Source organism: Ruegeria sp. H7 (assembly GCF_056532945.1).
Map to the genome: position 1 here is coordinate 121,228 of NZ_JBQFNZ010000006.1, position 13,453 is coordinate 134,680.

The 13,453-nt window shown below is 60.2% G+C and carries 10 protein-coding genes; 4 read left to right on the top strand and 6 right to left on the bottom strand.

Translation table 11 applies throughout. The features are described 5' to 3' along the window. Positions 1-113 precede the first annotated feature (113 nt). Positions 114-3,026: an isoleucine--tRNA ligase gene (gene ileS, locus ACR0AC_RS14000; protein WP_170454336.1), complete on the top strand. Its 2,913-nt coding sequence runs from the start codon at positions 114-116 to the stop codon at positions 3,024-3,026. 41 nt (positions 3,027-3,067) lie between these two features. Here ileS and ACR0AC_RS14005 read toward each other — a convergent pair whose 3' ends face one another. Further along, on the bottom strand, positions 3,068-5,026 hold the full coding sequence (locus tag ACR0AC_RS14005) for a hypothetical protein (protein ID WP_480874178.1): 1,959 nt from the start codon (positions 5,024-5,026) through the stop codon (positions 3,068-3,070). Between the two features lie 209 nt (positions 5,027-5,235). Then, complete coding sequence (locus ACR0AC_RS14010; RefSeq protein WP_480874183.1) at positions 5,236-6,651, bottom strand: di-heme oxidoredictase family protein; 1,416 nt, start codon at positions 6,649-6,651, stop codon at positions 5,236-5,238. A gap of 244 nt (positions 6,652-6,895) precedes the next feature. Between ACR0AC_RS14010 and ACR0AC_RS14015 the strand changes: the two genes are divergently transcribed. Both ACR0AC_RS14015 and ACR0AC_RS14020 read left to right on the top strand, forming a co-directional pair. Next, on the top strand, positions 6,896-7,351 hold the full coding sequence (locus tag ACR0AC_RS14015) for a methylated-DNA--[protein]-cysteine S-methyltransferase (RefSeq protein ID WP_480781460.1): 456 nt from the start codon (positions 6,896-6,898) through the stop codon (positions 7,349-7,351). Positions 7,352-7,427: 76 nt separating this feature from the next. Further along, on the top strand, positions 7,428-7,895 hold the full coding sequence (locus tag ACR0AC_RS14020) for a hypothetical protein (RefSeq protein ID WP_480580196.1): 468 nt from the start codon (positions 7,428-7,430) through the stop codon (positions 7,893-7,895). A gap of 6 nt (positions 7,896-7,901) precedes the next feature. On the opposite strand, the gene ACR0AC_RS14025 is transcribed toward ACR0AC_RS14020, so the two are convergent. The 4 genes from ACR0AC_RS14025 to fsa all read right to left on the bottom strand — a co-directional run bounded on the left by ACR0AC_RS14025 (position 7,902) and on the right by fsa (position 11,168). Then, positions 7,902-8,597, bottom strand: coding sequence for a CDP-alcohol phosphatidyltransferase family protein (locus ACR0AC_RS14025; protein WP_170520525.1), 696 nt, complete (start codon positions 8,595-8,597; stop codon positions 7,902-7,904). 87 nt (positions 8,598-8,684) lie between these two features. Next, positions 8,685-9,605: a tyrosine recombinase XerC gene (locus ACR0AC_RS14030; RefSeq protein ID WP_480874186.1), complete on the bottom strand. Its 921-nt coding sequence runs from the start codon at positions 9,603-9,605 to the stop codon at positions 8,685-8,687. Beyond that, complete coding sequence (locus tag ACR0AC_RS14035; protein WP_170736863.1) at positions 9,602-10,309, bottom strand: DUF484 family protein; 708 nt, start codon at positions 10,307-10,309, stop codon at positions 9,602-9,604. Before ACR0AC_RS14035 ends, ACR0AC_RS14030 begins: the two co-directional genes overlap by 4 nt. A 205-nt stretch (positions 10,310-10,514) precedes the next feature. After that, entirely contained in the window at positions 10,515-11,168 is a 654-nt protein-coding gene (gene fsa, locus ACR0AC_RS14040) for a fructose-6-phosphate aldolase (RefSeq protein ID WP_170520531.1), read from the bottom strand. 88 nt (positions 11,169-11,256) lie between these two features. Here fsa and ACR0AC_RS14045 point away from each other — a divergent pair, with 88 nt between their 5' ends. Beyond that, the gene (locus ACR0AC_RS14045) at positions 11,257-13,452 is read left to right on the top strand and encodes a primosomal protein N' (protein WP_480874189.1); all 2,196 of its coding nucleotides are present in this window, start codon (positions 11,257-11,259) and stop codon (positions 13,450-13,452) included. The last annotated feature ends 1 nt before the right edge of the window (position 13,453 follow it).

A 13,453-nucleotide genomic window follows, 5' to 3' on the forward strand; every position in this document is an offset into this window, starting at 1 on the left:
TTCGAATTATATCCCCGGCGCTCTGATCCTCGAGACGCCGGGCAAAGGTGTTTGAGACTTCGCACCGACCGCTTCGATCCTAGTACGACCAGATCACCCAAAGGACGCCCCCAATGTGCGCCGACACGACCCAAACACCTGACTACAAAGACACGCTGAACCTGCCCAAGACCGATTTCCCCATGCGCGCCGGCCTGCCCAAGCGCGAGCCCGCATGGCTGGACCGTTGGGCAAAGATCGGCGTCTATGACCGCCTGCGCGAGAAAGAGGGCCGCACGCCCTTTACCCTGCATGACGGCCCACCCTACGCGAACGGCCACCTGCATATCGGCCACGCGCTGAACAAGACCATCAAAGACATGATCGTGCGGTCCCATCAGATGATGGGGTTTGACGCGCGCTATGTGCCCGGCTGGGACTGCCACGGTCTGCCCATCGAATGGAAGATCGAGGAGCAGTACCGCAAGAAAGGCAAGAACAAGGACGAGGTGAACGTCGTCGACTTCCGTCAGGAATGCCGCAAGTTCGCCGAGGGCTGGATCGATATCCAGCGCGAAGAGTTCAAGCGTCTGGGCATCACCGGCAACTGGGCCGATCCCTATATCACCATGGACTACCACGCCGAGGCAGTGATCGCCGACGAGTTCATGAAGTTCCTGATGAACGGCACGCTCTATCAGGGCTCGAAACCCGTAATGTGGTCGCCTGTTGAAAAGACCGCGCTGGCCGAGGCCGAGGTCGAGTATCACGACAAGGAAAGCTTTACCATCTGGGTGAAGTTCAGGGTCGTGAATGCAGGCGATCTGGATGATGCCTATGTGGTGATCTGGACGACGACTCCGTGGACCATGCCGTCGAACAAGGCGGTCGTTTACGGCAAGGATATCTCCTACGGCCTGTACGAAGTCACCGACACGCCGGACGAATGCTGGGCCAGTGTTGGCGACAAGTTCCTGCTGGCCGACAATCTGGCCGCGGATGTGCTGGGCCGTGCCCGTCTGAACGACGACCAGTGGACCCGTGTCCGCGATGTAACCACCGATGAACTGGAAGGCGTGCAACTGACCCACCCGCTGGCCGGGGCCGAGGGCGGCAATGGCGAGTGGGATGATCTTCGCGATTTCCGCGCCGCTGAGTTTGTGACCGACACCGAAGGCACCGGATTCGTCCACTGTGCGCCGTCACACGGGATGGAAGAATTCGAGTTGTACCGCGATCTGGGGATGCTCGAGCAGGTCATCACTTATAACGTGATGGACGATGGCTCGTTCCGCGCTGATCTGCCGTTCTTCGGCGGCAAATACATCCTGTCCCGCAAGGGCGGTGAGGGTGATGCGAACAAAGCCGTGATCGACAAGCTGGTCGAGGTTGGTGGGCTGCTGGCACGCGGCAAGATCAAGCACAGCTATCCGCATTCGTGGCGCTCGAAAGCGCCGATCATCTACCGCAACACGCCGCAGTGGTTTGCCTCGGTCGACCGCAAGCTGGATGACGGCATGGGTGAGATGGGCGACACCATCCGCGAACGTGCGCTGCGGTCCATCGACGAGCTGGTGAAATGGACGCCGCAGACCGGCCGCAACCGTCTGTATTCGATGATCGAGGCGCGCCCGGACTGGGTTCTGTCGCGCCAGCGCGCCTGGGGTGTGCCGTTGACCTGCTTCACCAAGAAAGGTGCTCTGCCCACCGACGCGGATTACCTGCTGCGCAACGCAGACCTGAACGCCCGCATCAAGGCGGCGTTCGAGAAGGACGGCGCGGATATCTGGTATACCGAAGGCTTCAAAGAGCAAGTGCTGGACGGCATTGCCAACCCGGACGACTACGACCAGGTGTTCGATGTGCTGGACGTGTGGTTCGACTCGGGTTCGACCCACGCCTTCGTTTTGCGCGACCGTGAGGACGGGACCGAGGACGGCATCGCCGATGTCTACATGGAAGGCACCGACCAGCATCGTGGTTGGTTCCATTCGTCCATGCTGCAGGCCTGCGGCACCAAGGGACGCGCGCCATATCGGAACGTGGTGACCCACGGCTTCACGCTGGACGCCAAGGGCAACAAGATGTCCAAGTCGCTGGGCAACACCATTGTCCCGGAGGAGATCGTCAAGCAATACGGCGCGGATATCCTGCGCCTGTGGGTTGCTCAGACCGACTATACCGCTGACCAGCGGATCGGGCCGGAAATCCTGAAGGGCACCGCTGACAGCTATCGCCGTTTGCGCAACACGATGCGGTTCATGCTGGGCTCTCTGGCAGACTTTACCGAAGCCGACCGGGTCGATCCGCAGGACATGCCGCGTCTGGAACGCTGGGTGCTCAGCCGTCTGGCGGAACTGGATGAACAGGTGCGCAAGGGCTATGCGTCCTTCGACTTCCAGGGTGTGTTCAGCGCGGTGTTTACCTTTGCCACGGTCGATCTGTCGTCTTTCTATTTCGACGTCCGCAAAGACGCGCTCTATTGCGACGGTGATACCCTGCGCCGCCGTTCGGCCCGTACGGTGCTGGACATCCTGTTCCACCGCCTGACCACATGGCTGGCCCCTGTTCTGGTTTTCACCATGGAAGAGGTTTGGCTGGAGCGGTTCCCGGGCGACGACAGTTCGGTCCATCTGGTGGATTTCCCCGAAACGCCCGCCGATTGGCGCGACGTCGAGTTGGAAACCAACATGGCCAAGGTTCGTCGCGTGCGCCGCGCCGTGACCGCCGCGCTTGAGGTGCAGCGCCAGGACAAGGTGATCGGATCGAGCCTTGAGGCCGCGCCGATTGTAAATGTCGAGGATGGCGAAACCCGCGACTTGCTGGCGACGTTTGACGTGGATGACATGTGCATCACCTCCGGCTTGACCGTCACGGGCGATCCAGCCCCGGCCGAGGCGTTCCGCGTGCCGGAAATCGAAGGCGTCGCGGTGATTTTCGAGAAAGCCGAGGGAAAAAAATGTCAGCGCTGCTGGAAGATCCTGCCGGATGTCGGGCTGCACGCGCATGAAGGCGTATGTGGACGCTGCAACGAAGCACTGGGCTAAAGCGAACCGCCCCCTCGGGTATCTGAGGGGGCGATTTCAGTTCAGGACTGCTTGGTCTGAGGTGTCGGGTTGAACAGGTCGAACCCGATTTTCGGATCCGTCAAAGCTTTCCAGACCTCATAATCGGTAAAATACCCGGAATGCCCTCCGGGATTGACCGATATGTTGCGATCCGAGAATATCAGGCCGCCTTCGATTTCAGTGCCGACGAAATCATCCTGCCGGAAGATGTTGAACCACGCGGCATTCAGTTTACCGGCAACGACCGTAAACATCTCGGGGAAATAGCGCTGGTAGATATGCGTGACCGGGCAGCCCATCGTGATCAATGTCAGGTTCCGCCCGTTTATCAGCCGTTGCACCCGCGGGTCGGCCAACATCTGGGTCGCAATCACAGTGCCCTGAGAGTGCGAGATCACGGTGATATGGTCCGCCGGAAAGACGTCCAGCACATAGTGCATTGTGCGATAGAACCGCTCGTCAATGGCGGTACGGTCCGGGTAGTTGTGGATTCTGCTGTTCAGATCTGCGCTGATGAAACATCTGTCGCGAATGGCATAAGTCACAATGTCCCGCGCCACGCCCAGCCCGGCAGCAACAAAATCCGAAAACCGGTACATCAAGGCCGTCGCGCCCAGCACGATCAGGCCGATCTCACCGTGAAAACAAGCAAGCCGATCCAAAGCCCAGGCAATGACATAAGCGTCGTTCAGGGTGGTTTTGCAGACAGAGCCATGGTGCGGGTTCGTGACAATCTCGCGGATCGTCACCAGAACCAGCACAATCGCCCCAAACAAAAAGACCCATTGCGCAAACCGATTGACAATCGCGCGGCTGATCAGCCCGTTGCGGGCATGCAGGTTCGCCTTGAACTTTCGGCGACCGGCAAACAGCCCGCCACCGACCAAAAGCAACAGAACGATGGCGATGAACACGGCGCTTAGCGTTTCGATCGAGTCGCGCAGGTTGGCGTCGAACAAGGTCTGGAGCTGACCGTCCGACAAGAAATCAACGGTTTTCAACATCTGTTCGATGGTTAGCCACAAGCCCGAAATGAAGAACATCCAGAAGATCATCATGCCGGCGCAAATGCTTGGATAAAGCCGCCTGTGTTCTGTCAGATTGTCGTTGATCTGAATGGGGGCGGCGGACATCAAGTACAGAAATAGTGTCAGGAAGATCAGCGTGGCCCAAAAGACCGACAATATGTAGATCTGAAAGCCCACAAAGGGTTCCAGGATCAAAGGACAGAAAGTTGTCTCTGACGGGATGCAGTTGCGAAATTCAGCGCCAACCGGCCCGAGGGCCAGGCCAAGTGCCAGAACGACGCCCATTCCGAACATGCCACGCCAAAATACCCGCCGCAGATAGGTCGGGGCGGAAAAACCACGCAGCAGACCAACAACAGCTCCGCCCGCGTAAAGCGTGAGAAGCAGCCAGAACAGCAATGTCGGGCTTTGAAAAAATCCGACCGGGATTCTGTCGATCATTATCACCGCCGCGCCCAGCAACAGATAGGCGTTCAGGGTCGCGACCGCGCCGAAAAAGATCCAGGTGAACAGATGAACCAACTGTGCGGCGAAAGTGTTCCTGCCGTTGGGGGCGTCCGGGGCTATATTCTTGCGCTGATGGGTCTGTTCGACATTGTCCATCGCCAGATAGCCCAGCGCCAGAACCACCCAGATCAGATCCAGTATTGTCTTGATGGCCCCTTTTGGCGCGGGCGAACGATCTGCCCAATAAACCTCGGCAAACAGGGCCTCGTCGCTGGGGACCGAGGGTTTGGTTACTTTCCGCAGATTAACCTTATAGAGCTTGGCATTGCGCGGGGTGCCGTTGAACGTTGTCTCGGCCAGCTCGATCATGCCGCGTTCGACCTCGATCGGGGGTTTGGGTCGCCCGTCCAGCCAGGTCGTGGCCGCGCCAACTACCTGATCTACCGTTTCACCGGGTTTCTGTTCGCCGATACCATGAACTGTGAGGACAAGATGCCGTCCCATTCCCCCAAAACTCCAACGCATAAAACAATGCCATCAGCATAGCACGGGCCGAGGGTTTTCCCAAAAGGACGCGCTTATCTGGCGATTTGTCTAAATTTGCGACGCGGGAATTGGCCAACTGGGCCCGGCCAAGACCAACTGCGCCCGCGCTGTTTCAGCAGGCAGGCGCAGGATGAACTTGGGCTTCTGCGGCGTTGTCAGGCGGACGGTCAGCCTTCCTCTTCCTCGGGATCGAAATTCGCGATCACAAGGTTTTCGAGGAATGCGATCAACTCGTCCTGCTGTTCCTCGGGCAGCGCAATGAACGCGTTCTTGCTAAGCTCCGCCGCGCCGCCATGGGCCATAATCGCCTCTCGCAATGTGGTGGCATGGCCGTGGTGCAGCCACGGACCCGTCGAGCCGACACCCGCCAGCGACCGCGTGGGCCAAACTGAGGCACCAAAGCCATAAGCGTCAATCGGATCGGCAAGCTTGGGACCCATGTCGTGACGGCGGAAATCGGTGTACCAGAACACGGTTGCGCCGGTCTCGCCCTTGCTTGGGAACGCGCCCAAATGGACCTCGCTGCCATCGGCCATTGCGATCCGGTTGTTGGGCTGATCTTTGGTCAGGTCAAACCACATGGGGTTTTTCCCGTCCAAACCCAATTTGGCAGCGATTGCGCCGCTGGGCAGTTCTTCCTCGCTATATCCCGGCACGGCGCTGGGTTCGGAAAACACCGCGTTGCTCAGATCGACGCTTGGCACATGGCAGGACGTGCACCCGGCATCCACCAGCCTCTGTTCGCCGCGCAACAGCTTGTATTTCTCATCCTGGGTCAACTCGACCAGACCCAGTTCCGCAAGTTCCAGCTTGGAGGTTGGCCGCTCTAACGCGGCCATATAGAGCGTGACAGCGGTGACGTCTCCGACCGTCAGTTCGCCGGTCACGCCATCGAAATCCCCGTCCTCGTTTCCGACCAACTCGACCGCCTGCATTCCCATCTCGTTATGGGCCGCACTTCTGGCAAAGCTGCGCAGGGTCGCGTGCAAGCCTTTCCAACCGAAAGGACGCACGATCAGGTCCTCATCGATTCCATAAACCTCATCGTAGTTAATGTTGGCCTTGCAGGTTGTTTCGTCCACCTCGGCCGAGGCTGTAAGCGCGCCAAAGGAAATACCCTTGGACACCAGATAGTGCTTGATCGGGAAGCTTTCCTCGCAGGTTTCCTTGGCCAGCGCGGCTTCCTGTTGCTTCAGGTCTTGGGTGATTTCCTCGGCGACCCGCTGCACGGCGCCAAGGCCGAACAGATGCAGGGTGTTGCGTTCCAGAAAGCTGGATGGATCACCCGAATGCGTCGGGTCGATCACAACGTTCATCGCCATCGGTCCCGCCCCGTTGGCCAGCGGGGCCGAGTGGCAGGAAATGCACGAATGCGCCTGAGGGCCGCCTTCGCGGGCGGGAAAATGTTCGGCCCAATCCCCGGCGCTGGCCAGATCGGCGCGTGGCAGGCGCGAGAAATACTGGCCATCTGAGACGCGTGCACCAACCCCGCGCTCCATCGTATAGTCCGCTTCGGTTATTTCGTCGCCGGCCTCAAAGGCATAAACGAAAGCCTCGAGCCGGTCCTTGCCCAACCGCGACATCAGGTCTTTCTGATCGACTGGCGGAGGCGTTTCGGCCAAAGCAACTGAAGCTGATAAAACAAGCGAACCTACAACAATAACGCGAATCTGATTTCGCATCCCATCCCCCATTGGCGTTGAATTCAGCTGCCCTCACGTTAGGGATAACAATTCATCACGACAACGTTTTATGTGAATGCGTGTTTGTTTAAGTGGATGAGCGCCGAGCCTTGCGAAACTGAGCCCGCTCTGACAGCATCGCGACATGCCGATGATTGCCGTTGAAACGCGTTTTGGATGCCTTGGGGTGGAAGAGCAGGACGGCTTTGTCAGGCGTCTTGTTTGGCATGGTGCAGACGAAGGTGAACCGACGGCTTTGCTGCGCGAGGCCGCGGCCCAGTTGCGGGCCTATGATGCGGGTCAGCTTGACCGTTTCGACCTGCCGTACTGCGTCGAAGGGTCCGCGTTTCAAAAGCAGGTTTGCGATCTGATGTACGCGATCCCATTGGGTGAGACACGCACTTACGGGGACATCGCAAAAGAGCTGGGCCAACCTGCGCAGCCGGTGGGGCAAGCCTGCGGGGCAAACCCGATCCCGGTCATTATTCCCTGTCATCGGGTGCTGGCCGCCAACGGTCTGGGCGGGTTTTCCGGTGATGGCGGGATCGAGACGAAGGTCGCCCTTTTGCGCCATGAAAAGGCAGCGGGCCTGTTGATCTGAGTGACGGAAATCAGTTGCAATCCGAAATCCGGATGCTCAACTTATATTTGATGCTGATTTTGAAGGATCCTATTGCATGATGACCGACGCAGACCGTGCCGCCCGCAAGAAGGCCATTATTGACAAGCTGATGTCGTTAGAGGCGCAGGAACTGGCGACCGCTCAGGCGCATTACGATGCCTTCCTGAAAGACGCTCAGCTGGATGACCGCGAGGGCCACGACAAGGACGATATCGCGGCCTCGCGTGAGAATGCGGATCTGGCGGCCGCTTTTGACGCCCCGGTCCATGCGCACCATGCCAAGATCGACGTCATTGAAAACACCGATTTCGGCCTGACCGATACGGTGCAGCCGGGCGCGATCATCAAGTTCAACAACCGCCGCTTTGTTGTCTGCGTTTCCACGACGCGGTTTGACGTGGACGGCAAAACCTATATGGGCATTTCAACGCAAAGCCCGATCTATCTGGCCATGGTTGGGCTACAGGCTGGAGATGTCTTTACCCATAACGGCACCGAGTTCGAGGTTCAGGACGTCCTGTAACCCCGCCTAAGCATTGCGCTGCGGTATGATCTGCTGCGCGATACCGGCAAAGGTCAGATACAGGCTGGTGACAACCAGCCCCCAATGCGCCCAACTTTCAGGGTGGAAATCGACCCAGGCTGCCCAGCCCGCAAAGAATGTCCAGGCCAAGGCCATCGGTAAGGTCAGGCTGCGCCAGCGTTCGGTCCGTACGGGATGGACGAATTTCAGCGGCAGGAACATTGCAATCGACAGCAATGTCACCAGCACCAGGCTGAACCAGAAGTTGGGTTCAAGCGCGAAAATCACGATAACCACCATATTCCAGCATCCGGGGAAGCCGGAAAAGGAGTTGTCCTTGGTTTTCATGCGCGTATCGGCAAAATACATCGCGCTTGCAAAGGTGATGACAATGATTGCAAACCACCCGGTCCAGCCATCCATCAACCCGGATTTGAATAGGGCATAGGCCGGAATGAACACGTAGGTCAGGTAATCGATGATCAGGTCCAGCAGGACGCCATCGAATTCCGGCGCGTTTTTCTTGACGTGATAGTGTCGGGCCAAAGGACCGTCGATGCCATCAACGATGAAGGAAACGACAAGCCACAGATACATCAGGCTCCACTTTTCCTCGACGGCGGCCAGCATGGCCAGCATGGCGAAAACGGCGCCCGTTGCGGTGAAAAGATGGACGGCTAATGCTTTGAATCTAAGTGTCATGCGGCTGTCATGTACGATGCGTTGGCGAGATGCAAATCAAAAGCCCGCTTAAGTTGCAGAAGTCTTCAGGACGCAGCGTTCCAGGCGTCACGCTTTGGGATGCGCACGGTTGTAAACCTCCATCAACCGCGCGGTATCGACGGCTGTGTAAGCCTGAGTGGTCGATAATGAGGCGTGGCCCAGCAGTTCCTGAATTGCACGCAAATCCCCCCCGGCCGTAAGCAGGTGGGTGGCAAAGCTGTGTCGCATGGCATGAGGTGTGGCCGTTGACGGCAGGCCCAGTTGCATCCGCGCCTTGGCCATCGCACCCTGAATGGCCCGCGGGTTCAGCCGCCCGCCGCGCACGCCGCGAAACAAGGGCGCATCGTTGGCCTGAGGGTGCGGGCAGAGTTTCAGGTATCGGGTCACGGCCTCACGCGCGGCGGGTATGACCGGAACAATGCGCTCTTTCCCACCTTTGCCCATGATGCGCAGGGTTGCAGGCAGCGGGGCGTCGGCTCCGGTCAGGGACAAGGCTTCGGATATCCGCAAACCGCAACCGTAAAGCAGAGTGACCACTGCCACATCGCGGGCAGAAACCCAGTCCGAGGTCGATTGCAGCTCGACCGTGTCGATCATCGCGCGGGCGGCGTCTTCGGCAAGGGGGCGGGGCAGTTTCTTGGTGAACTTGGGCGCGCGGGTGGACAGGACGGCGGTGGGTTCGAACCCTTCACGCTCGGCCAGCCAGCGGTAGAAGCTTTTGACAGCGGAGAGTTTACGCGCCAGTGACCGCGCGCCGACGCCCGATCCGCGCTGATCCGCCATCCAGGCCCGCATATCCGATACGGTAATACGTTCCAAAGCGGCCAATCCCTGACGATCCCCGTGATGCAGGGTCATGAAGGACAGGAAATCGGTGACGTCACCGCGATAGGCGGTTTGCGTGTTGTCCGACCGCCCGGCCAGCGCGCTGAGGCTCTCCAACCAGTGTTGGACGGCGTCCCGGCAGGCCGGGGAGATCAGGCTCACGACAGCCAGTGACGCATCGACCGTTCGAACACGCCTGCAAAAAAGGCCAGAAGATCAGTGCCAAGCTGCGGGGTAAAGTGGCGCGGATCCGACGCGCCCATCACGATCATGCCGGGCAAACGGCCCACGCCCAGATCCAGCTTAAGGCAGGCCTCGGACCGCAGATGAGTTGCGCCGGTTCCATAGACGCGCGGGTTTGCGCGTTGAATTTCGCGCAACGTGACCTCGCGGGCCGGGCCGCCGCGGTCATAGGTCAGGTAGGTATCGACAAAACCGGGCTCGACGACGGTCAGAACACCGCCCAGCTTGTCGATTGCGGGATCGTCCTGCACCACGGTGGTTTCCAGAACCAGCGTGACGCGGTCGACCCGCAGGATCTCGGCCACGTCATTGCCCAGAACCTTCAGGAAGTCCTCGAACTCGACCGGTTCCAGCAGCCGCAGAATGGCGCGATGCACCTGATTGGTTCCTGCCAGGTTTTCATAAGCCGCGGCAATGACCGAGCGGTGCGTGTCTTCCAGCCGGTCCAGCCGGGCCTCAAGCCGTTGCATGGCGATACCGCGCAGGTCGATCACATTGTCGCCGCGCGCCTGTTCATTGGCGGCCACAAGCGCCTGCATCAGATCCTTGTCGTCCAGCAACGCGTCGGGCTTGGCCAGAATCGCGGCGCGGAGGTTATCCTCGAGTTTTGGGTTGCTGCTCATGTCCCGTCCGGTCGGTTTTTTGTTTTGGCGGCTTATACCATGACAGGTCGGGATTGCCTTGGAAAAAATGCACGTATGGGTGGATTTTGGTGCGATCTGTGCTCGAACGGCTCCCGCCTGCAACATCCTGATCCGGGGATCAGGCGTTTGCAGTTGGGCCGAGTGCGGCACCTGTCGGTGCCGCGCGGGCGCTAAGGCTTTGAGGTCAGAGGATCTTCTGACCGGTTTTGGCCCAGTCGGCCAGGAAGGTTTCAAGGCCCTTATCGGTCAGCGGGTGATCGGCCAGTTTCTTGATAACGGCAGGTGGTGCGGTGATCACGTCTGCACCGATGCGGGCGCTGTCGGTCACGTGGTTCACGGTACGGATCGAGGCGGCGAGGATTTCGGTTTCAAAACCGTAATTGTCATAGACCTGACGGATATCGGCGATCAGGTCCATGCCGTCGAGGTTGATGTCGTCCAGACGGCCGATGAAGGGCGAGATGAAGGTTGCGCCCGCTTTGGCCGCCAGAATCGCCTGATTGGTCGAAAAGCACAGGGTGACGTTGACCATCTGGCCTTCGTCGCTGAGGGTTTTGCAGGTTTTCAGACCGGCCCATGTCAGCGGTACTTTGACCGCGATGTTCGGCGCGATCTTGGCCAGTTTGCGGCCTTCGGCGATCATGTCCTCGGCCTCGGTCGCGACCACTTCGGCGGACACGGGGCCGTCGACCAGATCACAGATCTCTTTGGTTACTTCCAGAATGTCGCGGCCCGATTTCAGGATCAGCGAGGGGTTGGTGGTTACACCGTCCACCATGCCCAGATCGTTCAGTTCGGCGATGGCGTCGATCTCGGCTGTGTCTACGAAGAATTTCATGAGGGCAGTCCTTTGATGGGTTGGCCTTGGTCGCGGATGGCTTTACCTCAAAGAAACCCCTGCTGGAACCCCCTGCATAGGATATGCCGTGAGCGCTAACGGATTTTTCGACGAAGGAGAGCTGGTTGCGGTGCTGACAACGCAGCCGCTGGACCGGACGCTGGATTACAAAGCGCCCGAGGGTGGGTGCTTTCTGGGCGCGTTTGTCGAGGTGCCGTTGGGGCCGCGCAAGGTGTTGGGCGTGGTTTGGGGGCCGGGGCAGGGCGGTTTTGACCTTGCCAAGGCGCGGTCGGTGATCCGCGTTCTGGACGTTGCGCCGATGCGGGAAGAGATGCGCCTGTTTCTGGGCAAGGTGGCCGACTACACGCTGACACCCATGCCTGCGATGCTGCGTCTGGCGACGCGCGCGCCGGGGTTGGGTGATCCGCCATCGATGCGCAAGATTTACAGGTTGGGCGACCGTGAGCCGGACCGGATGACCGATGCCCGGACGCGGGTGCTTGAGGTGTTGCGCGACTATGGCGGCCTGGCTTTCACGCTGAAGGAACTGGCCGAGCAGGCGGGTGTGACCTCGTCTGTTGTCAAAGGGTTGGTCAAGCAGGGCGCGGTGCGCGAAGAGGACAGCCCCCGCGATCTGCCCTATCCGCATCTGGACCCGGATTTGCCCGGCAAGGACCTGACCGAGGATCAGGCCGCAGCTGTGGCGCGGTTGCAGGCCGGGCAGCGGACCGGGGACTATGGCACCACGCTGCTGAAAGGCGTGACGGGGTCTGGCAAGACCGAAGTGTATCTGGAAGCCGTGGCCGAGGCGCTGCGGCAGGGGCGGCAGGCGCTGGTGCTGCTGCCCGAGATTGCTCTGACCGCCGAATTCCTGACCCGGGTCGAGGCGCGGTTTGGTGCGCGCCCGGCGGAATGGCATTCGGGGGCAACTATGACCGAGCGTCGTCGGGTCTGGCGCATGGTCGGGCAGGGGGATGCGCAACTGGTGGTCGGCGCGCGCTCGGCGCTGTTTCTGCCGTTCCGCAATCTGGGGCTGGTCGTGGTCGATGAGGAACACGACACCTCGTACAAACAGGAAGACGGCGTGCATTACAGCGCTCGTGACATGGCGGTTTTGCGGTCGGCCATTTGTGGCGCGCGGGTGATTCTGGCCAGCGCGACGCCGTCGCTGGAAAGCTGGGCCAATGCCGAAGCGGGGAAGTATGAGCGGCTCGACCTGACCTCGCGTTTTGGGGCGGCGGTTCTGCCCGAGATGAAGCCCATCGACATGCGGGCCGAGCAGATGCAGCCGGGGACGTGGATTTCTCCGTCGCTGCGGCAGGCGGTGCGGCAGCGGATCGAGAGGGGCGAACAGTCGTTGCTGTTCATCAACCGTCGCGGCTATGCGCCCGTGACCCTTTGCCGGGCCTGCGGCGAGCAGATCGCCTGCGACCATTGCGACGCGCGCATGGTGGAACATAGGTTCCTGAAACGCCTGATGTGCCATCAATGCGGTGAGACCAAGCCGATGCCTGAAACCTGCCCGTCTTGTGGGGTCGAGGGTAAGCTTGCCCCGGTCGGGCCGGGGATCGAGAGGCTGGCGGAAGAGGCCGAGGCAACCTTTCCCGAGGCGAAGATTGCGATGCTCAGTTCCGATCTGTTCGACTCGGCCCGGGCGCTGAAGGCCAAGATCGAAGAGATTGCCGAAGGGGATGCGGATATCGTCATCGGCACGCAACTGGTGGCCAAGGGGCACAACTTTCCCAAGCTGACGCTGGTGGGCGTGATTGACGCCGACCTCAGCCTGCATGGTGCCGATCTGCGCGCTGCCGAGCGGACGTTCCAGTTGATGCGGCAGGTGGCCGGGCGCGCAGGGCGGGCCGACAAGCCGGGGCAGGCTCTGCTACAGACCTTTCAGCCGGAACATCCGGTGATCCGGGCGATTCTGTCGGGCGACGAGGAAGGCTTCTGGAAGGCCGAGGCCTCTGGGCGACAAGCCGCCGGGGTGCCGCCCTATGGGCGCATGGCCGGGATCGTCTTGTCGGGGCCAGAGGTCGGGCCGGTGTTCGACATCGGCAACGCCATGGCCCGCAACGATGCGCCTTTGCGCCAGATCGGCGCGCAGGTCTTTGGCCCCGCACCCGCGCCGATTGCCCGTATTCGGGGCCGACACCGCGTGCGTTTGCTGGTCAAGGCCCCCAAGGGTGCTCCTATTCAGGACGCCATCGCCCGCTGGATCGCGCCTTTGCGTCTGAAAGGCGATATTCGCCTGACCGTGGATATCGATCCGCAGAGTTTCTACTGAC